At 70.0% G+C, this 22990-nt stretch carries 17 protein-coding genes; 10 read left to right on the plus strand and 7 right to left on the minus strand.

The genetic code is table 11. The annotated features are described in order from the left end of the window. Window positions 1–222 precede the first annotated feature (222 nt). Genes ACFY93_RS14165 through ACFY93_RS14175 form a run of 3 tightly spaced genes read left to right on the plus strand, consistent with a single transcriptional unit; the run spans window position 223 to window position 3204 of the window. Entirely contained in the window at window positions 223–1467 is a 1245-nt protein-coding gene (locus tag ACFY93_RS14165) for a cation:proton antiporter (RefSeq protein WP_391357627.1), read from the plus strand. Further along, window positions 1451–1909: a hypothetical protein gene (locus ACFY93_RS14170; protein ID WP_391357630.1), complete on the plus strand. Its 459-nt coding sequence runs from the start codon at window positions 1451–1453 to the stop codon at window positions 1907–1909. The genes ACFY93_RS14165 and ACFY93_RS14170 overlap by 17 nt, the downstream gene beginning before the upstream one ends. After that, window positions 1906–3204 carry an SLC13 family permease gene (locus ACFY93_RS14175; RefSeq protein WP_391357632.1) on the plus strand — a complete coding sequence of 433 codons (1299 nt, stop codon included), beginning with the start codon at window positions 1906–1908 and terminating at the stop codon, window positions 3202–3204. Before ACFY93_RS14170 ends, ACFY93_RS14175 begins: the two co-directional genes overlap by 4 nt. Before the next feature lie 435 nt (window positions 3205–3639). Here ACFY93_RS14175 and ACFY93_RS14180 read toward each other — a convergent pair whose 3' ends face one another. After that, entirely contained in the window at window positions 3640–4737 is a 1098-nt protein-coding gene (locus ACFY93_RS14180) for a helix-turn-helix domain-containing protein (protein ID WP_391357635.1), read from the minus strand. 82 nt (window positions 4738–4819) lie between these two features. Here ACFY93_RS14180 and ACFY93_RS14185 point away from each other — a divergent pair, with 82 nt between their 5' ends. From ACFY93_RS14185 to ACFY93_RS14195, 3 genes are all read left to right on the plus strand, one after another. Further along, a complete protein-coding gene (locus tag ACFY93_RS14185; protein ID WP_391357637.1) occupies window positions 4820–5908 on the plus strand; it encodes a tyrosine-type recombinase/integrase in 1089 nt (362 codons plus the stop codon). A gap of 68 nt (window positions 5909–5976) precedes the next feature. Beyond that, a complete protein-coding gene (locus ACFY93_RS14190; RefSeq protein ID WP_391357639.1) occupies window positions 5977–8238 on the plus strand; it encodes a tyrosine-type recombinase/integrase in 2262 nt (753 codons plus the stop codon). After that, the gene (locus tag ACFY93_RS14195) at window positions 8228–8638 is read left to right on the plus strand and encodes a DUF6262 family protein (RefSeq protein WP_391357642.1); all 411 of its coding nucleotides are present in this window, start codon (window positions 8228–8230) and stop codon (window positions 8636–8638) included. Before ACFY93_RS14190 ends, ACFY93_RS14195 begins: the two co-directional genes overlap by 11 nt. On the opposite strand, the gene ACFY93_RS14200 is transcribed toward ACFY93_RS14195, so the two are convergent. Further along, complete coding sequence (locus ACFY93_RS14200) at window positions 8635–9051, minus strand: hypothetical protein (protein WP_391357645.1); 417 nt, start codon at window positions 9049–9051, stop codon at window positions 8635–8637. The genes ACFY93_RS14195 and ACFY93_RS14200 overlap by 4 nt on opposite strands. Before the next feature lie 487 nt (window positions 9052–9538). Continuing rightward, entirely contained in the window at window positions 9539–11503 is a 1965-nt protein-coding gene (locus ACFY93_RS14205; RefSeq protein ID WP_391357647.1) for an NAD-binding protein, read from the minus strand. A 361-nt stretch (window positions 11504–11864) separates the two neighbouring features. Between ACFY93_RS14205 and ACFY93_RS14210 the strand changes: the two genes are divergently transcribed. From ACFY93_RS14210 to ACFY93_RS14225, 4 genes are all read left to right on the plus strand, one after another. Continuing rightward, window positions 11865–12299 (plus strand): hypothetical protein, encoded by a 435-nt coding sequence (locus tag ACFY93_RS14210; protein WP_391357650.1) that lies wholly within the window; start codon window positions 11865–11867, stop codon window positions 12297–12299. A gap of 120 nt (window positions 12300–12419) precedes the next feature. Beyond that, window positions 12420–14465 (plus strand): SPFH domain-containing protein, encoded by a 2046-nt coding sequence (locus tag ACFY93_RS14215; protein ID WP_391357652.1) that lies wholly within the window; start codon window positions 12420–12422, stop codon window positions 14463–14465. Between the two features lie 74 nt (window positions 14466–14539). Then, window positions 14540–19420, plus strand: coding sequence for a DNA repair ATPase (locus tag ACFY93_RS14220; RefSeq protein ID WP_391357655.1), 4881 nt, complete (start codon window positions 14540–14542; stop codon window positions 19418–19420). Window positions 19421–19481: 61 nt separating this feature from the next. Then, window positions 19482–19700 (plus strand): hypothetical protein, encoded by a 219-nt coding sequence (locus ACFY93_RS14225; protein ID WP_391357658.1) that lies wholly within the window; start codon window positions 19482–19484, stop codon window positions 19698–19700. A 54-nt stretch (window positions 19701–19754) separates the two neighbouring features. Here ACFY93_RS14225 and ACFY93_RS14230 read toward each other — a convergent pair whose 3' ends face one another. The 4 genes from ACFY93_RS14230 to ACFY93_RS14245 all read right to left on the minus strand — a co-directional run bounded on the left by ACFY93_RS14230 (window position 19755) and on the right by ACFY93_RS14245 (window position 22950). Further along, window positions 19755–20246, minus strand: a complete 492-nt coding sequence (locus ACFY93_RS14230) for a CBS domain-containing protein (RefSeq protein WP_391357661.1) — start codon at window positions 20244–20246, stop codon at window positions 19755–19757. Window positions 20247–20398: 152 nt separating this feature from the next. Beyond that, on the minus strand, window positions 20399–20746 hold the full coding sequence (locus tag ACFY93_RS14235) for a hypothetical protein (protein WP_391357662.1): 348 nt from the start codon (window positions 20744–20746) through the stop codon (window positions 20399–20401). A 141-nt stretch (window positions 20747–20887) separates the two neighbouring features. Then, window positions 20888–22321 (minus strand): SPFH domain-containing protein, encoded by a 1434-nt coding sequence (locus ACFY93_RS14240; protein ID WP_391357665.1) that lies wholly within the window; start codon window positions 22319–22321, stop codon window positions 20888–20890. Window positions 22322–22434: 113 nt separating this feature from the next. Continuing rightward, entirely contained in the window at window positions 22435–22950 is a 516-nt protein-coding gene (locus ACFY93_RS14245; protein WP_391357667.1) for a hypothetical protein, read from the minus strand. Window positions 22951–22990: the final 40 nt, after the last annotated feature.

Consider the following 22990-nt stretch of genomic DNA (forward strand, 5'->3'; position numbering starts at 1 on the left):
AGAGCTGGGTGCGGTACGGCCCGCCCGGCCTCGGAAGTGGTCGCGGTGTTCAGCCAAGCCTCGCCACTCAGTTGCCGGACTCCGGCAACACGGGTGCCTCTCCGATGCCCGTGGGTGATCTGTCAAAGGCGTATCAAGGGCAGGTAGGGTTCCCCGTGGTGTGCCGGGAAGCCTGGTCGGCGAGTAGGGGACAGATCTCTCTTCCGATCGGGGGTGGCCGCCATGGTGCTCGTGGTGGTGTTCGGTGCCGCGCTGTTGGTCGCGGTGCTGTTGTCGGGCCTGGCGGCCCGGACGGTGCTCTCCACCTCCTTCCTCTTCCTGGTGGGTGGGGCGCTCGTCAGCGACGGCTTCCTCGGCCTGATCCACATCACCCCGGACAGCGAGATCGTGTCGGTGACGGCCGATCTGGCGCTGTTCGCGGTGCTGTTCACCGACGGCATGCACGTCTCCCTGCCCAAGCTGCGCGCCGGCTGGAGGAACCCGGCGCGTGCCCTGGGCCTGGGTATGCCGCTCGCGTTCGTCTTCATGGCGCTGGTCACGCACTACCTGGTGGGCCTGGACTGGACGACGTCGTTCCTGGTCGGAGCCGTGCTGGCGCCGACCGACCCGGTGTTCGCCTCGGCGATCGTCGGACGTGCCGAAGTCCCGGCGAAGCTGCGGCAGTTGCTGAACGTGGAGAGCGGCATCAACGACGGGCTCGCCCTGCCCGTGGTGCTGATGCTGATCGCCGCCGCCGGCCCGACCGCGGACAGCGCGGAAGCCTCCGGCTCCACCATCGCGTTGGAACTGCTGCTCGGCCTGGTCTTCGGCGTCGTACTGCCCCTGCTGGTCAACGGTCTCGTACGTTTCCGGCTGCTGGGCGCTGAGCCGAAGCTGCAGCCGCTGCTGCCGCTGGCCACCGGGATCATCCTGTACGCGACCTGCCACCTGACCCACGCCAACCCCTATCTCGCCGCCTTCTCGGCGGGCGCGGCGCTGGCGCACGTCTCGCCGGAGGCGAAGACGTCTTTCGAACCGCTCGGCGAGGCGCTCGCGGAGCTGGCCAAGTTCGCCGCGCTGCTGGTGTTCGGCGCGCTGCTGACCCCGCAGCTGTTCGGCGACCTCTCCTTCGGCGGGTACGTGGCGGTGGTCCTCGCGATCGTGCTGATCCGCCCGGCCTCGCTGCTCATCTCGCTGCTCGGCACGAGCGTCATTTCGCGCAAGGAGAAGCTGGTGGCGGCCTGGTTCGGGCCGAAGGGCTTCGCCTCGGTCGTCTACGGCCTGCTCGTGCTGCAGTCCGGCATCCCACAGGCAGAGGAGGCGTTCACGCTCATCGCGGTGTGCATCGCCTTCTCGATCATCGCCCACAGTTCCACGGACGTCCCGATCGCCCGCGCCTTCGACGTCGACGAACTCATCGGCATCCCGGACAAGGACCAGCCCGCCACCGTCCCGTCGGAGGAGAACCCCCTTGACGCTCGCGCGTGATCTGGTGCGCCCCTATGCGACGGTGCGGGTCGACGACGACGCGCGGGCGGCGGCACGACTGCTGGTGCGTGAACGGCTGCCCGCCCTGCTGGTCCTGGACCAGGTGGGATTTCCGTACGCGATCGTCCCCGCCACCCAGATGCTGACCGCGATGATGCAGGAGTCCGGCGAGCCGGAGCTTTTCCCGGCCGTGAAGACTGCCTATCGCTTCGAGGACGCCCGGGGGGCCCTCTCCGGGCTTTCGGTGGGCGACTGGCTGCCCCGGTACCGGGCTACGCCCGGCCTGGTGGGTCCGGAGAGCTCGCCGTTGGAGGTGGCGGCCCTCATGACACGCAAGGACTGCCCCGTCGTGGCGGTGATCGAGCGCGAAGGTGCCGCGGTCTCGCTGCTCGGCGCGATCACCGCCGATGTCCTGTTGGAGCACTTCATCGGAGGACCGTGAACGACTGGCACAGCTGGGCGGCGGTCGTCGTCTTCGTCGGCGCGTACGCCCTGATCATCAGCGAGAAGATCCACCGCGTCGCCGTCGCTCTTGGCGGCGCCGGCCTGATGCTGGCAATCGGGGCGACCGACGACAAGTCGGCGTTCTACTCCGAGCACAGCGGTGTGGACTGGAACGTCATCTTCCTGCTCATGGGCATGATGATGATCGTCGGCGTGCTGAAGCAGACCGGCGTGTTCGAGTTCCTGGCGATCTGGTCGGTGAAGAAGGCCAAGGCCAAGCCCTTCCGGGTGATGGCCATGCTGGTCGTGATCACAGCGGTGGCCTCGGCCCTGCTGGACAACGTCACCACGGTGCTGCTGATCGCGCCGGTGACGCTGCTCGTCTGCGAGCGCCTCGCCCTGCCGGCTGCCCCGTTCCTGATCGCCGAGGTCATGGCGTCGAACATCGGCGGGACCTCGACCCTGGTCGGTGATCCACCCAACATCATCATCGCCAGCCGGGCCGGACTGACCTTCAACGACTTCCTGGTCCATCTGGCGCCGATCGTGGTTGTCCTGGTGATCGCGCTCCTCGTGGTGTGCCGGGTGATGTTCCGCAAGGCGTTCCGCTACGACGGGGATCGGGCCGCCGAGATCATGGCGCTGGAGGAGCGTGAGGCCATCAAGGACCCGCGACTGCTGGTGCAGGGCCTCGGGGTCCTGACGCTCGTGGTCGCGGGTTTCGTCCTGCACCCGGTGCTGCACTACGAGCCCAGTGTCGTCGCCCTGCTCGGCGCCGGGCTGCTCATCGCCATCTCCACGGCGGAGACCGGAGAGGTCCTCAAGGAGGTGGAGTGGCCCACTCTTGCCTTCTTCGCCGGGCTGTTCATCATGATCGGCGGCCTGATCGAGACCGGGGTGATCGGCGAGATCTCCAAGGCCTTGGCCGACGCGATCGGTGACAACGAACTCGGCGGCTCCATGACCCTGCTGAGCGCCTCCGCCGTCCTGTCCGGCATCGTCGACAACATCCCCTACGTCGCCACCATGGCACCGATCACCAGCGACCTCGTCCAGAACATGGGCGGCGGCAGCGACCACGTCATGTGGTGGGCCCTGGCGCTCGGAGCCGACCTGGGAGGCAATGCCACCGCCATCGGCGCCAGCGCCAACGTCGTCGTCCTCGGCATCGCCGAACGCAACCGCCAGCCCATCTCCTTCTGGCAGTTCACCAAGTACGGCCTGGTCGTCACCGGCGTGACCGTGTCCCTTGCGCTCGGCTACGTGTGGCTGCGCTACTTCGCGCTCGGCTGACGTCTCCCGAAGCGGGCCGAACCCCTGTCCCACACACCGGATCGGAAGAAGGGGCGAGCGCTGACTCCTCTCTCCCGGCACGGCTGGTCGTCATCGCCATGCTGGTGATCAGAACCGCGATGATGGACGGAGATCCGCCGACCGGGCAGCGTGGGCCGGCAGTGGTCGTTCCTGGCCAGGCGCGAGGCGCCAGGCGCCAGGCGCCAGGCAAGTGCGGCAGGAGCGGCAGCGGCCGTCCTGCTCTCCGTCTACGGCTGGCCCGCGGCAGGATGTGTCTGCGTGTGTCAGACCTCGGGTCTACTTGTAAGCCGCGTCGCCTGATCGGCTGACGCCGTCCGCCCAGTCGGGCTTGCGGTAAACGGTCAGACAGCCGCGACTGCGGGCGAGGGATCGGCCGTGCGTGAGCAGTGCCCGACGACGGTGGACTGTGGGCCGTCAGACGTCGTCCTGGGGCCACCCCAGGAGCCGGGCCCCGATCACAGCGGTCTGCAGGGTGTAGCGGTGGACGGGGTCACCCGGGTCCGCGCCGGTGAGCGTGTGGATACGCTCCAGACGGTAGGTGAAGGCCCGTACGCTCAGGTTCAGGCGCCGGGCCGCCTCGGCGGCGACGCAGCCGGAGTCGAAGTACGCCGTCAGTGTCTCTACGAGGAGCCCGGCTCCGCCGCGTGCGCTCTGCAGCGGGCCGAGGGTGTTGCGCACAAGGTCGGCCATGGCCTGCCGGTCGCGCGTCAGGACCGGGTAGACGAGGAGGTCGGAGGCGCGTAGCACCGGCTCGTGGATCTGCAGCCGAGCCGCCAGGTCGAGGGCGTTGAGAGCCTCTTCGTAGGAGTGGACGACTCCACCGGCGCCCGGGTGCGCTCGTCCGATGGCGACCTGGCCGCCCTCGGTGGCCGCGTACGCCTGTTTGGCGAAGAACGTCAGCACGTCGTCCTGGTCGCCGGGCGCGATGCAGACCAGTCGGCCGTCCTTGGTGGTGAGCAGGATGCGTCGCTCGCCGAACCGGCCCACCACGGCACTCTCCACCTGCCGGGTGGCCGGGGCGGTCTCCTCGACCGGCTTGCCGCCCTGAGCGACGGCGACGGCGTGGGCGCGGGAGAGGAGCAGCCCGAAGCGTTCGGCCCGTTCGGACAGTCGGCCCAGATCGCTCCGGCCGTACAGCAGGTCGTCGATGAACTCCCTGCGCACCGCCTCCTCCTGCCGCACGGCGAGCTGCTGCGCACGTTCATGCCCCTCGGCGAAAGCGTCGACCGATTGCTCGATGGCGGCGAGCGCGCGATCACCCGCCGCGGCGGAGAGGACCGGCCAGATGTCCCGGGCCACGGCCAGGTGGCGGCGAACGACGGCCCGCAGCCCGAAGCTGGCCTCGGCGGCTTGCTCCCCCCGCGTCCGCAGGAACTCCAACTCGTCCCGGGTGAGGCGGCGACCCGTCGCACACACCTCGGTCAGTATCTGGGCATACCCTTCCAGATTTATCTGTACGCAGGCCAGACGTGTCAGGGACGTTCGCCACGAGGGATCGGCGAAGTCGCGCATCCTCGTGGCTGACAGTTGGTCGTGACCGTTGTCCGTGACAGTCGTTACCCCATCCGAGTAGCCAGCGGGTGGGGAGATCGGGATGTACGTGCGTCGGGTCGTGGGGACGGGAGCGGGTCGGGAGACGTACACGATCGTGGACGGCGACGGGAGAGTCGTCGAGATGGTGGACGACTACCTCGCACTGTGCACTGACCGGGAGCACTCGCCGAACACGCTGCGGGCGCGTGCCTTTGACTTGAAGGCGTGGCTGGTCTTTCTGCAGCTCGTGGGCCTCGATCCGCTGACCGCGTCTCCGGAACACGTGGACCAGTTCGCCGGCTGGATGCGCCGCCCGGTCCAGCCCGGCCGTCTGCGCCCGGTGGATACGGACAGCGGCCCGGCTCGGGAGGCATCGACGGTGAACCGCGCACTGAACAGCGTCTACATGTTCTACGAGTTCCTCGCCCGCCGCGGTGTCGGCATGGGTGCTCAGCTGACCCACCGTCGGGCGACCTCGATCGGTGACCACGGCGGCTTCCTCGCGGGGATCGCCGAGCGGCAGGTCGTCCATCGGCCGACACGGCTGAAGCAGACCAAGCGCCGACCGCCGACACTGACCGACGCCGAGGTCCAGCAGATCCTGGACGCCTGCGACCGGATTCGGGACCGGCTGCTGATGGCCTTGATGTTCGAGACGGGCTGCCGAATCGGCCAGGCGCTGGGGCTTCGCCACGAGGACATCAACACCGACCGGCGGACGCTTACCCTGCGGCCGCGCGAGGACAACGCCAACCGGGCACGGGGTAAAAGCCGCGACCCGAAGGAGATCCCGGTCCGGTGCACACTGCTCGACCTCTACACCGACTACCTGTTCGCCGAGTACGGCGAGTTGGACTGCGACTACGTGTTCGTGAACCTGTGGAACGGCGTGGTCGGCACGCCGATGGGGTACTGGGCCGCAATGAGCCTGGTCAAGCGGCTGCGGCGGCGCACGGGCATCGACTTTCACCCACATCAATTCCGGCACACCCACGCGACTGCGCTCCTGCGGGCGGGGGTCCGGCTGGAGGTGGCGAGCGAGTTGCTCACGCATGGCTCGGTCCGCACCACGGCCGAGATCTACGGGCACCTCGACGTCGACGACCTCGCCGAGGAGCTGGACCGTGTCGGCTTCCGGGGCTCGCGGTGAGCGCCGACGGCGGGATGGCCGCCATCGTCCCGTTCCCCGCAGACCCACAATTCGCGGCCCTTCTGAGCGTGGTGCGCACCGAGTTCCGTGTCGAATGCTTCATGCCGCGCGCCGGGCACTTCCTCGCCCCGACTCCATGCAGGGTCAGCACCTGTCTGCGGAAGAACGCCTCGCGGGGGTTGTGCGCCGAGCACGACGTGGCCTGGCGGAAGGCCGGCCGACCGGACCGCGAGGCGTGGATTGCGGACCCGGCGAACTGGCCGGCCGGGCTGAGCCTGGACGTGGCTTCCTGCCGGGTCGGCGGATGCCCTTATTCGGGCGGCCTGTCACGGCTGTGTGACCTGCACCTTGCCGACTGGAACGGCCTGCACTCACGTGGCCGGCGCATCGGCGTCACCGAGTACGCAGCCGCGGCTCCGGTCCTCGCTCGCCCGGCCGTGGGGCCGTGCAGCTTCCCCACCTGCGGCTACGGCATCAGCCGCCACCAGCTGTGCGACGGCCACCACTACCGCTGGGCGAAGATCGGCCGACCTCCGCTTGCAGAGTTCCCTGCCGAGCTGGAGCGGCGCAACATCCCCCGGTTCTCCGTCGCAGGACTGCCACCGCTGGCCGCGCTGGAGTTCCAGTACCTGCTTCAGATCCGCACCGACCAGCGCCGCTCGAAGGCGCTCCCCAGCGCCTGGGTCCGCGCGGTGAACACCGTCGTCGCCGAAGGCGTCACCTCCGTACGCGACCGCACGGCACAGCACTGGGGCCAGCTGTCCCCCCGCCACACCACCGTCCGCCAACTCTTCACAGACCTGCTGGAGGCCCTCGGCGACCTCGACGGCCCCGCCGAGGAGTGGGACAGGGATGTGTGGCGCCCGGACCGGCTCGGCTTCAGCATCGAAGAACGCCAGCGGGTCGCCCCGCTGGACTTCACCGGCATCACCCAGCCCTGGCTGCGGGAGACCATCAAGCGCTACCTGCGGCTGCGGCTCGCCCGGACGGAACTGCGGACGGCCGCGCGCAACCTCAACGACTTCGTGATGTTTTCCCGGTTCATCGCGGAAGCCCGTCCGGACCAGCAGCACGATCCGGCCGTCCTGGACCGGCCGTTGCTGGAGTCCTACATCGGCTGGGTCGGCCGCAGGACCGTGGAGAAGAAGGGCGCGTACTACGGTCAGCCGCTCACGCCGAGCAGCCGCAGCCGCCTGCTGTCCGTGGTGGCCACGCTGCTCGAAACGTGGCGCCGCTACCACTGGCAGCCCGTGCTGCCGCCCGACGCCCGCATCCACCGGGACGAGTACCCGCGGCCCCGCGGGCTGAAGGCCAACTTCATCGACGAGCACCTGATGGAGCAGTTCGAGTCCGAGGAGAACCTGGCCCTGCTCGATCCCGAGACTCGCGCCCTGGTGCTGATCTGCCGGGACGAGGGCCTACGCATCAGCGAAGCGCTGATCCTGAAGACCGACTGCCTGAAGAAGACGCCGTCCGGCCGCTGGGCCCTGGTCCACTACAAGAGCAAGGACAAGAGCTTCCGGGCGATCCCCGCTTCGCGAGTAGTGGTGGACGCGGTTCGAGAGCAGCACGGCCGGGTCCGGGAACGGTTCGGCGACGCGTGCCGGTGGCTGTTCCCGAAGGTCAGCGGCAACCCGGACGGGAAGTACCCGATGCCCTACGGCACGGCCGACACCCGCTTCGACGCCTGGCTGCAGCGCATCCAGCTCATCGACGCCAACGGCGACCCTGCGACCGTCAACTGGCATCAGTTCCGGCACACGCTGGGCACACGCATGGCGAACGCGGGCGTGTCCGGCCGCACCATCCGCGAGATCCTGGGCCATACCTCCTGGGAGATGCAGGAGCACTACTCGCGCATCGCGGACGAGACCCTTCGCCGCGAGTACGAGGAGAAGTACGAGGTGCGCTTCAACCTCAAAGGCGAAGCCGTCAAGGTCCGCCCTGATGCCGACCTGTCCGGCGTCGAGTGGCTCGCCGAGAAGATCGGCCGCCGGCTTCACGCGGTGGCCGGCGGCTGGTGCGGGCGGCACATCTCACGCCCGTGCCCGAAGACCGCGGCTGATGGCTGCTACTTCTGCCAGGACTTCCAGAGCGATCGGCAGTTCCTGCCGATTCACCGCGACACCCTCGCCCGCACGCGCGAACTCCAGGCCGATGCCACCGCAGCTGGCCGGTCACGAGCCGCCGAGGTCAACGAGCGGTTGGCGGCCGCGGTCGAGCACGTCATCACGCGCATCACCGACCAGGAGCACGACGAGCTGTCCCCAGCATCGAACGACGCCAGGGCAAGCCGCGACGAAACGGAGGGGACCGCCGATGCGGGCTGACAACTCGGCGCACCTGGCCGAAGCCGCACAACAGCGACATCTCGCCTGCATCGAGCGTGTCCACGTTGTCCTGGACGCCCTGGAACGCGACGGCGGAGCGGTGACCGTCGCCGGCGTCGCCGCCCGGGCCGGGGTCTCCCGGACCTTCCTCTACGACGCTGTCCAGGCGCCATTGCTCGCTAGGCTGCGCGGCCTTGCCGACAAACAGCCCTCCACGGGGCGACCCGCTCTGCCCGAACAGCAGCGAATCACCACCAGGTCACACGAGACAGTAGTCAGAGCACTGCGAGACGCCAACCGCAAACTGCACGACGAGAACGAACGCCTTCGCAACGAACTTGCAGTGGCCCTCGGCCAGCTCCGAGATCTCCGCCGAGGCGTCCAGGTTCCACGCGGCTAATGTCCCGTCTCGGGGTATGGCCCGACATCGGCGAACCGGCGGATCCGGTCCTGTTCGGCGGTCTCGTCGGAGGCGTCGAAGTGCCGCACCTGGTTCCACCAGCGATCATGGTCATAGCCCTCGCAGTGGTTGAACTCGTGGGCCGTACTGCGTAGCCGCTGCCACTCGCGCACGATCGCGGCCCGCTGCCACGTTTCTGGCCGCTCCACTGCGAGCAGGGTGTGCAGGAGCCCGGCCGAGTCGCAGACCAGGATGAGCAGAGACCGCATCGCAAAGGACGTCTCACCAGTCTCGCCGACCTCCTCGTACACCCGCCCCAACTGGACGTTGAGGAACGTCTCCAGGGCGTGAACGTCCTCAGGCTTGAGGTCTTCCGCGTATATGAGGGTGCGCTCGGACGGCGGGGTGGTCATGCGGGCGGGTCCTCCCATTCGCGCGGTGCCAGCCGAATCAGCTCCGGTGACACTCAGCAACTCTACGAGAGGTGACTGACACTGTAAGCCACACAAAAGACCAGCTCATCATGCCTGCCGAGTGCAAGAGATCCAGATAACGGCCTACTCGTCGGGGACCTCCCGCCCTGTCACGCGTCCTCCCGTGTTCTTGGCGCTCTGCCAGCAGCGCGTTTCTGGTGCAGGATGAACAAGACTGGCAGATCCGGGGCGGACCACGGAGTCGGGAGCGGAAGTTGCTGTGGAGGCCGGGGCAGGTGGCGGCGATCATGCCGGTGACGGCGACGCAGGGCACTTCGGCGGCGAGGCCGGGGAGTGCCTTCGAAGAGGTCGCTCTGGGGACGCATGATGATGCCGCACCCGGCCGGCTCCGCCCACCTCACCGAAGCACCGCAATCCTTCCCGAATCGCCGTCGCGCGAGCGGAGTTGGTGAAGGGCGTACCGCGTTCAAGGGCTGGTGCCACTCGGGTGGTTCGGCAGGTGCGTTCCGAGGAGTTCGGCCAGCCCCTGGCGGGTGGCGGCCAGGACGACGCGGTCCCGTTGGTGAAGGACGTAGCCGGGGTGCAGGTCCCAGAGGAGGCCGCCGTGGTGTTCCGCGCCGTCGGGTGACGGGGTGGCCGCGAGGTCGGGGAGGCGTTCGCCGGGATCCGTGGAGTCGACAGCCAGGACGCGCCAGGCACCCGGGCGGAACGCCTCGGCGATCGTGCGGCCCTCCAACTGTGGGTGGCCCGCTACGTCGAGGGCGGCGAAGACGAGGACGCGCCGTTCGACCGGGATGGCGCCGAGGATCCGGCGGCCCATCATGGCTCCGGCGAAGGCGGGTGCGGCGAGGGTGGACACACTGCGGCTGCGGGTCAGGGCCTCGGGGTGGGCGGCGCGCAACGTGCGGTAGACGGCGGTGGCGAAGTCGTCGTCGTACAGACGCAGCGACACCCTCAGCCGGGGTGCCACGGAGCGGGCGTAGAGGGCGGCTTCGAGGTTGGTGGTGTCGCTGCTGGTGACGGCGAGCAGTGCGTGGGCGCGGTGGACCTTCGCGGCCTCCAGGACGCCTTCCTGGGTGACGTCGCCGGTCACGGTGGGTACATGTAGTCGGCGGGCCAAGGGAATGCCGCGGGCCTCGGGGTCCTCCTCCACGCACACCACCGGGATGCCGAGTTCGTGCAGCCTGGCCAGGACGCGGGTGCCGACCTTGCCGAGGCCGAGCAGGACGACGTGGCCGGACAGCCCGCGTGGCGGGCGGCGCAGCGCGGTGGCGGTGCGGAAGGTGCCGAGCCCTTCGAGTACGGCGGCGAGCAGCACGGGCAGGAGCAGCAGCCCGGTCAGCCCGGACAGGAGCTGGAGGATCTGACGGGCGGTGGGTTCGCCGACGGCGGGATCGCCGATGGCGAAGAGGTCCAGGAGGGTGAGGTAGGCGGCGTGCAAGGGGTGATCGCCGGTGGTGAGCCAGGACGCCACGGCCAGTCCCAGGACGCTCAGCACGAGCCCGGCCAGGGACAGGCGCAGGCGGCGTGAGAAGAGGGAGCCCATCGGCAGGCCGCGGCCCGCGAGCCGGCCGGGCGGACGGCCGGTGCCCACATGGGTGACGGTCTGCAGGACGATGGTGCCGCGCCCCGTGGCGGCGGTCACTGCGCCCTCGTCGGGCAGCAGCAGAGGCCCGTCCTGTCCGCTGGCGTCCGAACCCTCCGCTCCCGCGGGGTCGTTGGCGGTGGCGGAGAGGAGGGCGAGCGTGCACAGGCCTGGGTCGGCGACCTCGCCCGGCCGCGGCGGCGTGCGCTCCACGGCCCGCAGCAGCAGTCCGTCCGCCTGGACGACCTTGCTGGTGCCTGTGACAGCCGTGGCCACCAGCGCGGGTGCCGCGGTGTCGGCGTCGGACAGGACGGTGGTGGACGTGTCCAGGGCCGCCGGATCGAGGCCGGGAGAGGCGACCGCGGCGGCCTGGTCGAGCAGGTCGGCCAGGTGCTGACCGAGTCTGCGGTCGTAGAGCCGGATGACCAGACGCAGGCGGGGGTTGAGACGGCGGGCCGCGAGGGCGGCGCGGATGTTGGCCTCGTCGTCGTCATGGACGAGCGCGAGGGCGTCGGCATACGCGACACCGGCCTCGGTGAGTGCCTGTTCGTCGAGGACCGCGGCCTGCAGGACACGGATGCTTGGTCCCGCGTCCGTGTCGGAGGCCCGGTTCACGACCGCCTGCATACGAGCGAACAGAGCGGTGGCCGCCGCCCATCTCTCCGCGCCGGTTCTGACGGCACCGGCACCGGACAGCGATGGCAGGACGACGGTGACTCGCGTGCGGTACAGCTCACGCAGTTCCGCGGCCAGGCGTTCGGCGAGGGCGTCGTCGCCGCACACGACCATGTGGCCCGGAAGCGCCGGGTGCCGGGTCTGGCCGGGAAACGGAGGCACGCGCCTCATGGGCGGGTCCGCTTCCCGGGCGTGGTGACGTGGCTGTGTTCCCGGCTTTCGTCTGCTCGGCCGTTTGTCCCTCGGCGGTCTCCTACTGCTCCGTACGCGACTCGGCCCACTTGTGTCCCTTCCCCGATGTTGCTGTCGACCTGGCCGGGCGACGACGGCAAGGTTAGACAACGGGCCGGCGCTCGCATCAGTTGTCGTTGCCCGGCATCAACAAGGCGTCAAGACTGCCGGAACACGGCAATGCGCCACGCTGCATGGGCAGTTCAAGATGAGTGCAGCGGAAACAAGGGGAGCAGTCCCGGCACCCGCCCTGGAAACAGGGCATGTGCCGGGACTCGGGACTCGGCTCGGGGGTGAGGAGATGGGGCAGGTCGTGGACGCCGCCGTGCGGTTCCCCACCGTCACTCTCACCTCGGCCCTGGTCGTCGCTCTCGGTTTCTGGCTGCTTGTTCTGCTGGGCCGGGCCGACGTGCGCGCCTTCGACGCCGACGCCCCGTCACTGACCAGGTCTCTCGGCGGGATGCCGGTCGCCGTCGCGGCCTCCGCCGTGATCGTGAGTACCTGGCTCGTCAGCGTCACCGGAACGGTTCTGATGGACCTGGCACACCTGACCGGTCCCGGTGGCGCCGCGGCCCGGGTCGCACTGCTCGCCCTGTCCACGCTCGTCGCCTGGCCGGTGACACGAAGGTGCGCGGCCTCTCCCCCCAGGCTTTTCCCGGGCCGGGCCGGGCTGCACCGGCCGGCTGCGGCGAGCGGCACTCCGTACGACCCCGGCCCTCCCCGCGCCCGCGGCTGAGCCGCACACAGGCCCCGCGGCCGCACCGCCTCTCACGCCTGACGCGCCTGCTCGAGGCCGAGCAAGCCACCCCGCCTCGCCGTCGAGGCGCCAACTCCTCGCAGACTTCAAGGATTTCGCATGGATGCCATCTCCGTGGGCGTCGGCGTGCTCATCGCCGCCTGCCTGCTCGTCGCGATCGCCGCGCTGTTCGTCCTCTCCCGGCTGTTCCGCAAGGTGGAGCAGGGCAAGGCACTGATCGTCTCCAAGGTACGCAAGGTCGATGTGACCTTCACCGGGCAGGTGGTGCTGCCGGTGCTGCACAAGGCCGAGGTGATGGACATCTCGGTGAAGACCATCGAGATCACCCGGGCCGGCAAGGAGGGGTTGATCTGCCGGGACAACATCCGTGCGGACATCCGGATCTCGTTCTTCGTGAAGGTGAACAAGACCGTAGAGGACGTCATCAAGGTCGCCCAGGCCGTCGGCACCGTGCGGGCGAGCGACCAGAGGACGCTGCAGGAGCTGTTCCACGCGAAGTTCTCCGAGGCGCTGAAGACCGTCGGCAAGCAGATGGACTTCACCGACCTGTACACCAAGCGCGAGGAACTCCGCTACAAGATCATCGAGTTGATCGGCATCGACCTCAACGGCTACCACCTGGAGGACGCGGCGATCGACTACCTGGAGCAGACGCCGCTCACTCAGCTCGACCCGGCCAACGTCCTCGACGCCCAGGGCATCCGCAAGATCACCGAGTTGACGGCCATCGAGCACGTGCGCACCAACGAGTTCCAGCGCACGGAGGAGAAGGAGATCACCCGGCAGAACGTCGACGCCCGGGAGGCCATTCTGGAGCTGGAGCGCCGTCAGGCCGACGCGGAGATCAAGCAGCGCCGGGAGATCGAGACCGTACGGGCCCGGGAGGAGGCCGAGACGGCTCGGGTGGTGGAGGAGGAGCGGCTGCGGGCGCAGGGCGCGTTCCTGAAGACCGAGGAGCAGCTCGGCATCCAGCGCGAGAACCAGGCCCGCGAGGTCGCCGTCGCGCAGAAGAACCGCGAGCGGGTCATCGCCATCGAGAACGAGCGCATCGAGAAGGACCGACTCCTCGAAGTCATCGCACGGGAGCGGGAGACGCAGCTGACGCAGATCGCAGCCTCGAAGGAGGTCGAGGGCGAGAAGCGGGAGATCGCCGAGGTCATCCGGGAGCGGGTCGCCGTGGACCGCACGGTGGCCGAACAGGAAGAGGCCATCAAGAAGCTGCGGGCCGTGGAGGAGGCGGAGCGGCAGCGGCAGGCCGTGATCATCGCCGCCGAGGCCGAGGCGCAGGAGCAGCTGGTCAAGGACATCAAGGCCGCCGAGGCCGCCGAGCAGGCCGCCGTCCACCGCGCCGCCGAGGAAGTGACCCTGGCCCAGGCCCGGTTGAAGAGCGCCGACCTCGACGCGCAGGCCAAACTGCGCCTCGCCGAAGGTGTCCAGGCCGAATCCGCGGCCGAGGGGCTCGCGGCCGTCCAGGTGCGCGACAAAGAAGCCGAGGTCATCGAGAAGGCCGGCCGCGCGGAGGCCGGGGCAGCTGAGGCGCGCATGCGTGCCGACGCGGAAGGCGCCCGGGCGCAGGCTCTCGCCGAGGCGGAGGGCATCGGCGAGAAGCTGAAGGCGGAGGCGGCCGGTCTGACGGAGAAGGCCGCGGCGATGGCCGCGCTCGATGAGGCGTCCCGCGGCCACGAGGAGTACCGGCTGCGGCTGCAGGCCGAGAAAGACATCCGGCTCGCCGGACTCGACATGCAGAAGCACGTCGCCGAGGCGCAGGCCACGATCCTCGCCACCGGGCTGGAGAACGCCGACATCAACATCGTCGGCGGGGAGTCCGTCTTCTTCGACCGCCTCGTCAACTCGATCGCGCTGGGCAAGAGCGTCGACGGGTTCGTCCAGCACTCCGAGACGGCCCAGGCCCTCGCGCGGCCCTGGCTGGACGGCTCGTCGAGCTTCACCGACGACCTCAGCCGCGTCCTCGGCTCGGTCTCCACGGCGGACGTGCAGAACCTGACCGTCTCCGCCCTGCTGATGAAGCTGATGAAGACGGGCGGAGCCGACTCCGGCGCTCTGGAGCAGCTGCTCAGCAGGGCCGGTGAACTGGGTGTCGCCGACACCTCGCTCGCGGCCCTGAACGGCAGCGCCAGGGTCTGACAGGCCGCGGTCCGGAGCTGCCGCACAGGGGACGGCAGCTCCGGACCGCTTTTCCGACTTCTGAGAGGGACCCCATGACCACCGGCCTGGACACCGGCACGTACGAGGTGCTGCGCGACCGCCTCACCGCGCAGGCCGCCGAGCTCGCCCGCCGCGCCGAGGCACTGAACGCCCGCCGCACCGAGGAGTTCGGCTCCACCCGGCTCGAGCTCGCCGGCACCGAGCGGCTGCGCACCGAGCAGGCCTGCGTGGCCCGGGACATCGTCTCCGTCGGCGGCGTTCTGCTCTTCGGCCACAACGCCTTCCTCGGCCTCAAGTCCGAGACGACCGTCGGCGACGTCTTCGCGCTGCACGACCGCGACTTGAACCGGCTGCCGGACGACGCCGTGCCCGGCCTGCTCGATGACCCGGCCTTCGTCCGCGAGTTCGCCGCCCTCTACCGCTACTACCGGCAGGCCCACCTCCTCCAGCTCCGCCGCGTCGACGGCAGACTGCTGGCCGTCTTCCAGACCGGTGAGAAGACCGGGGACATCCGCGTCCTGCGCTGGGCCGTGACCGACGACGGACAGGTGTCCTTCCTGGACGCCCGCGGCGACCGCGACCACGTCTTCCCGCCCGCCCACGACTTCGAGTGGACTGTCACCACCCGGGAAGACCACGTCCTCGGCCGCCACCCCCACGTCTCCGTCGAGGGCGAGGTCTTCGTCGGGACCGTCGGCGGAACCCTCACCGTCAAGGTCGAGAACGACACGGAGACCGACGAGGGCATCTACTCGGAGCCGGTCGAGGAGCCGCTGCAGTCCCTCGCGGACGCGGACATCGCGTACGCGCGCGTGGGGGCCCTGATCCTGCTGCGGATCCGCCCCTACAAGGAGGACGCCGACCGCCACCTGGTGTTCAACACCCTCACCAGGACGGTCGTCCGCCTCGACGGGATCGGGCAGGCGTGCCGTCGGCTGCCCGAGGACCAGGGGATCGTTTTCCCCGGCGGCTACTGCCTGGCAACGGGCACGTACAAGACCTTCGACGCCGTCGTCACCGAGGGCCTGGAGTTCGAGTGCCTGGTCCGCTCGCCCAACGGCGAGGACGTGCTGTTCGCCTTCCATTCGCGCGTAGAGGGACGCAGCCTGCTGCTGCCGTACAACGCGATCCGCAAGGAGGCCGCCGCCCCGCTGTCCTGCCACGGCTGGGCCCTTTTCGACGACGGCGCCCTCGTCGTCCTGCGCGCGGACAGTGACGAACCGCAGCGTGTCCACCCCGTCCAGCTGTGGAACTCGCCGTTCGTCTCCGACACCCACGCCGCCGCCAGGCCCGCGGGCACCGGCCCGGTCGCCCGCGTCGGCAACGCCGACCTCGTGCGCGGCATCTCCGACTGCCTGTCCATCACCCGTGCCGTGAACGAAACCACCCCGACGAGCGAGCTGTACGAGGCACTGACCGCCGCCTGCGTCCGGGCGGCGGACTCCCACCACTGGCTGGGCGAGCCCGAACTCGGCGATCTGCACGAGCCGCTCACACAGGTGCGAGCCACCGCTGAGCAGGTCTTGGCCGAGTTCGAGACCGTCCAGGCACTCACCCGCCAGGCTGCCGAGGCACTCACGGAGGCTGCGGAGCGGGTCGCCGTCGTCGTGCGGCGTCTGCGGGGCGAGGCCCCGCGCAGCGCCGCCGCCTGGGTCACCGGCCTGACCGCACTTCGCCACGCCCAGGGGCACCTGCTCACCCTGAAGGACATGCGGTACGTCGACACCGCCCGCATCGACGAACTCGCCGCCGACATCGAGGCCGACCTCGCCTCCTTCGGCCAGCGGGCCGTCGCCCACCTCGCGCGCGATGACGCCTTCGCCGGCCACCAGGCCGACGTCGAACAGCTCGTCGCCGACGCCGAGGCGATCACCACCGTCGCCGAAGCCGCCCCCGTCGCCGCCCGCCTCGACGACCTCGCCGAAGGGCTGCGCACGGTGACCGAGGTCGTCACCGGCCTCGATATCGCCGACGCGACCGTCCGTACGTCCGTCCTGGAACGGATCGCCGAGGTCCTGGGCGGCGTCAACCGCGCCCGCGCCCTCCTCGACGGCCGCCGCAGGGCCCTCCTCGACCGCGAGGGACGCGCCGAGTTCGGCGCAGAGTTCGCACTGCTGGGCCAGGCGGTCACCGGCGCGCTCGCCGCCGCGGACAGCCCTGAGGCGTGCGACGCACAACTCGCCCGCATGCTCGTCCAACTGGAGAACCTGGAGTCACGGTTCGCCGAGTTCGACGACTTCCTCGGCGACCTCGCCGACAAGCGCGACGAGGTCCACGAGACCTTCTCCGCCCGCAAACAGACCCTTGCCGACACCCGCGCCCGCCGCGCCGAACGCCTCGCCGACTCGGCGGCCCGCGTACTGAGGACCGTCACGCGTCGTGCCGTCACGCTCACCGACACGGATGCCGTCACCACGTACTTCACCTCCGACCCCATGGTCGCCAAGGTCCGCCGCATCGCCGACGAACTGCGCGAACTCGGCGACCAGGTCCGGGCGGAGGAACTCGACGGCCGCCTCAAGGCCGCACGCCAGGACGCCCTCCGCTCCCTGCGCGACCGCACCGACCTCTACACCGACGACGGCCGCACCCTCCGTCTCGGCGCCCACCGCTTCGCCGTCAACACCCAGCCCCTCGACCTCACCCTCGTCCCGCAGGGTGACGGCCTCGCCTTCGCACTCACCGGCACCGACTACCGCTCACCGGTGACCGATCCCGACTTCGCCGCCACCCGCCCGTACTGGGACCGGACCCTGCCGTCGGAGTCTCCGGAGGTCTACCGAGCGGAGCACCTCGCCGCCCGGCTGCTGGACGAACACGGCCCGGTGGCGCTGGAGGAGTCCGACCTGCCCGCCCTCGTGCGACAGGCCGCGGAGGCGGCGTACGACGAGGGGTACGAGCGGGGTGTCCATGACCACGACGCCGCCCTGATCCTCACCATGCTCCTGCGTCTGTACGCGGACGCCGGCCCGCTGCGCCACGAGCCCGCGGCGCGTGCCGCCGCCCAGATGTTCTGGGCCCACGGCACCACCGACGAGGCCCGGCGGGACTGGCAGCGGCGTGCTCTCTCGCTGGCCCGCGCCCGAGACACGTTCGGCCTGGCTCCCGCGATCGACGACCTGCGGCTGGAGTTGGCGCAGGAGATCACCGGGTGGAGCGGAGCCGCGGGCACGGCTGCCTCCGCCTACCTCTTCGAGGAGCTGACCACCGGCCCCGACGGGTTCGTCATCAGCGCGACAGCCCGCACCCTGCTCGACAAATTCCGCCACACGGTCGGCTCGTCGGCCTACGACGACGACCTCACCGCACTCGGCGACCTGGCCGCACGCAAGCAGCTCGTCGAGGCGTGGCTGTCCTCCTACACCGCTTCCACCGGTGCCGGTATCACTCCCGGCGACCTGGCCGAGGCGGTGGCCGGCGAACTCGGCCCCGACTTGGCCCGCTACGACTGCGACGCGCAACTGACCGGGACGGTCGACGGTCTGCTCGGCGTCCACCCCCGCATCACGGCCGGGGCCCTGTCCCTCCGCGTCGACGAATTCCTCGCCCGCACCCGCGCCTTCCGCACGCACGACGTGCCCGGCCACCGCGACTACCAGCGCCGCCGTACGGCCTTGGTGGCCGCCGAACAGGCCCGGCTCCACCTGGACGAGTACCGGCCGCGGATCATGTCCGCGTTCGTCCGCAGCAGACTCATCGACGAGGTGTACCTCCCGCTGATCGGCGACAGCCTCGCCAAGCAGCTCGGCACCACCGGCGCGTCCAAGCGGACCGACACCGGAGGCCTGCTCCTGCTCATCTCCCCGCCCGGCTACGGCAAGACGACCCTCATGGAGTACGTCGCCGACCGCCTCGGCCTGATCCTCGTGAAGGTCAACGGACCCGCGCTCGGCCACGCGGTGACCTCCCTCGACCCGGAGGAGGCTCCGAACGCCACCGCCCGCCAGGAGGTCGAGAAGATCAACATCGCACTGGAGGCGGGCAACAACACCCTCCTGTACCTCGACGACATCCAGCACACCTCGCCCGAGCTGCTGCAGAAGTTCATCCCGCTGTGCGACGCCACGCGCCGCATGGAGGGTGTGCGGAACGGCGAGCCACGCACCTACGACCTGCGGGGCAAGCGGTTCGCCGTCTGCATGGCCGGCAACCCCTACACCGAGTCCGGCGCCCGTTTCCGGGTGCCCGACATGCTCGCCAACCGCGCCGACGTGTGGAACCTCGGCGAGGTCCTGACCGGCAAGCAAGACGTCTTCGCGCTCAGCTTCGTCGAGAACGCCCTCACCGCGAACCCGGTTCTGGCCCCGCTCGCCGGCTACGACCGGGCTGACCTGGACCTGCTGGTCAGGCTTGCCCAGGGCGACACCACGACCCGCGCCGACCGGCTCACCCACCCCGTCGCGCCCGCCGAACTGGAGCGGATCCTGGCCGTGTTGCACCACCTGATCACGGCCCGCGACACGGTCATGGCAGTCAACAGCGCCTACATCGCCTCGGCGGCCCAGTCCGACACCACACGCACAGAGCCGCCCTTCCAGCTCCAGGGCTCCTACCGCAACATGAACAAGATCGCTCAGCGCATCCAGCCGGTCATGAACGACGCCGAACTGTCGGCGCTGGTCGACGACCACTACACCGCCGAGGCCCAGACCCTCACCACCGGCGCCGAGGCCAACCTGCTGAAACTAGCCGAGCTGCGCGGCTCACTCACCCCTGAGCAGGCCGCCCGCTGGACCGAGATCAAGATCGCCTACGTCCGCACTCGGACACTCGGTGGACCTGAGGACGACCAGCTCACCCGCGCGATCGCCGCCCTCGGCCTCCTCGCGGACCGGATCGCGGCCGTGGAGTCGGCCATCAACCGCGCCGCTGACCCGCGCCACCTCATGTCCAACCCGACGGCCCGGCACGCGGTCCGGCCGCGCGAGGAGTAGTTCCACACATTCCACAGGACTGGCCGAAGCGCCGCGCCGGCCTGCTACGACGGGAGGCTTCATGCTCTACATGACGATGACCGCCGCAACTCTGGGCCTGGTGCTGGCCGCCTCGGTCGCCGTCCTGCTCCGTCGCGAGCGGAGACAGAGGGACTCCGGCCTCGACGCCCTGCCGAACGGGGCGGTCACCGCGCAGGGGATCCGGGACGTACGACGCCAAGCTCGTGTCCGCCGGCACTTCGCGACGCTCGGCTCGCTGCGGGATCGTGACTGGGGCTGAGGACTTTCCGGCGGTCGGGTGACCGGCCGGGACGGGGTCCTGAGCCAACTGCCGTCACGGGGAACCCGATGCTCCTGTAGCCCCGAGGAGCTCGTGCAGAAGATGCGAAGCGGTGATCACACCCAGCAAATGCGTGCCCCCCTCCGCGCGCCTGCCCTTCGCCGTTTCCGCCACGGCCACCAGCGGGCTGCGCACCCGCGCCATCAGCGCGGCCACCTCCAGGGCGGTGTCGTCCGGGTCGGCGATCGGCGGCGCGGCCGCCTCGTGGGGCAGACAGTCGCCGACGCGCCGGCCTGCCAGGGCCTGGCAGAGCCGGTCGGCGTGCTTCTCGTCGACGACCGCGGCCAGCGTCGGGTCCTCGACGACGTAGGCGGGCACCAGAATCTTGATCATCTGCGAGGCGGGAAGGATCGCCTTCGGCTCGCCCCGTTCGTCCACCACGAGCAGGGCAGGCAGTCTGTGCTCGGCCATCAGCCGGGCCGCCTCCATGGCGTCGCTGTCGACGCTCACCGTTTCGTACTCGACCGCCAGGTCACGCGCACGCATAGCGGCATCCCCATCTGCTGGAAAGGTTGCTGTACTCACCGTCTTACGTCATCGGCGAGCAGGCCAGGTCATTGACGCGAAACATACGCGGCGGCACCAAAAGAACCACCGCGCGAGGGAGAACCGGCCACGGCCCGGCCCGGGCGACGCCATCAGAGCTGCTCGCCAACACCCTGGTCCACAGCCTGTGAATGTGCGGCGCGCCGACGGAAACGGTCACCGAGCTGCGACCCACTGATGAGCCCCGCCGCGAACAGCATCAGACCGGCCTGTGCAGCGGGCAGGAGGAACATCGCCTCCTCGTCAACCAGCCCGCCCCACCGTCCCAGCGGGACGACCAGCCCGCCGACCCACATCACCAGCAGGGCGACGCCCCGGACACGGATGCTCCACGGCGTCGTGCGACTGCGGACCCGCCTGGGCGCCCAGCCCCGCAACGAGGCGATAGACAGGGGCAGCACGAAGGCCGACCAGCCGATCAACCAGGCCCAGAGGAACATCTCCCACCCTCCTTCTCCAAGACGGCCGAGCGGCCGCAAGATGCTCGCGGCCGCTCGTCGGCGATCAGTGGACGCCTGCATCTGTCCTTCGAGCCCGGGCGGTTCGCGAACGCCCGGGCTCACACCACTGCCGTCCCGGCGTCAGCCGGTGATCTCGACCTTCCCGTTTGCCTCGGCGGGTGCCGTGGTCGCGGCCTGCGTCCCGCTGCCTCGCTGGGTGATGTTCTTCAGCAGTTCGGCGAGGTCGACTCCGGTGGTGGAGCTGAGGAGTTCGACGCCCTGGGCGACGTTGTCGGCGACCGTCCGGGAGAGCTGGGAGGCGCCGTCGGTGGAGATGACGGTCATCTTGTCGATGGCGCTGAGCGGCTCGGACGCCTTGGCGACCACCTGCGGCAGGACCTCGACGAGCATCTGCAGCACGGCCGCGTCACCGTACTGGGCGAAGGCGTCGGCCTTCTTCTGCATGGCCTCGGCCTCCGCGGCACCCTTCGCGCCGATGGCGGCGGCCTCGGCCTCACCCTCGATACGGACCGCGTCGGCGAGTGCGGCGCGGTGTGCCTTCTCGCCCTCACCGGTCAGCCGGGAGCGCTGGGCGTCGGCCTCCGCCTGCTTCACCAGGGCGATACGGCGGGCCTCGGCCTCCTGCTCGGCCTGGTAGCGAGCGGCGTCAGCGGGCTTGCGGACCTGGGTGTCCAGTTCGCGGTCGGTCAGCGCTGCCTGCCGCTCGGCGACCTTCTCCTGCTCGCTCAGCACCTCCTGGCGGCGGGCCGCCTCGGCCAGCGGGCCCGCGGCATCCGCACGGGCGGCGGCCTCGTCGGTCTCGGCCTTGATCTCGGCCTGCTTCAACGCGAACGTCCGCTGCGCGACGGCGATCTCCTCCTCGGCCTTCAGCCGCGCCTGCTCGGCAGCCCGCCGGGCGACCGCCTCGGCGATGTCGGCCTCCTGCTTGGCGCGGGCGGCCTCCGGGCGGCCGAGGTCTTCGAGGTAGGAGCCCTCGGTGCTGATGTCCTGGATCTGGAAGGCGTCCAGCACCAGGCCCTGCCCGGACAGGCTCGCCTCCGCCTCCTCAGCGACCTGTCCGGCGAATGCGGCGCGGTCGCGGATGATGTCCTCGACCGACATCCGGCCCACGATGGCGCGCAGCGCACCGGAGAGCACTTCCTGGGTGAAGCCGACGATCCCGTCCTGCTGCATCAAGAACCGCTGGGCCGCGGCGCGGATGGAGTCCTCGCTGCCGCCGACCTTGACGATGGCGACACCCTCCAGGTGCGCCTTGACCCCGCGCAGGGTCACCGCGCCACGCACCGCCACCGGGATGTGCCGCGAGGACAGGTCGAGGGTGAACTTCTGCTGCACGAACGGAACGACGAACACGCCGCCGCCGACCACGACCTTCTGCCCGCTGTTGTCGGTGAAGATCCGGCCGGTCTCCGGATCGGTGGACTTCTTGCCGCGCCGCCCGGTGACGATGAACGCCTGGCTCGGCCCGGCCACCTTGTAGCGGGTGACGACGACCAGAGCGAGGAGGACGAGGAGTACGACGACTCCTACGACGGCGACAGCGACTGAACTCATGGTGTTTGCCCCTCAGCCCTCCCAGGGGACGGCAGATCGATACGGATACGTGTACGTGTGCGGAAAGAGGCGTCGGCGGGCGGTGCGACGAGAACGGCGGTGGTGCGGTTCGGTCACCGCTCCACGGGGCGTACGGACACCGCTGTCTGCGACAGCGTCCCCTCCACCCAGACCTCGGCCCCTCGGACCAGCGGGGCCGTACTCTTCGCGGCGAGTTTCACTGGCTGCCCGGCACGATGGACCAGCACCTCGCCGTAGCCGTCGGCCGGAATCGCCGTGACCACGGATCCCGAGACGCCGATCAGATCTTCATCGCGTGGTGCGGCGCCGGACCGGTCGCGCAGGAGCATCCGGCTGAGGCGGTACGCGAGCCAGCCAGTGACGAGCCCGGCCGGCACGCCGATCGCGGTCGCACCGACCGCGCCCACGCCCGTAGTGCCCATGGCGATCGCGCCGGAGAAACCGAGCATAGAAACGAATCCGGCGATGACCGGCAGCGACAGCAGCCCGTCGAAGAGACCATCCAGCACGCCGACGCTGTCGAAGAGTCCTTCGAGGACGCCGTCGAAGACGAGGGACAGCACGAGGAGGACGACTCCGACGATGCCGAGACCCAGAAACCAGCCCATCCGCCCACACCGCCTCTCTCTTGTGTCACCGTGCCAGTGG

This window comes from Streptomyces sp. NPDC008313 (genome assembly GCF_042956125.1).
Lineage (GTDB): Bacteria > Actinomycetota > Actinomycetes > Streptomycetales > Streptomycetaceae > Streptomyces.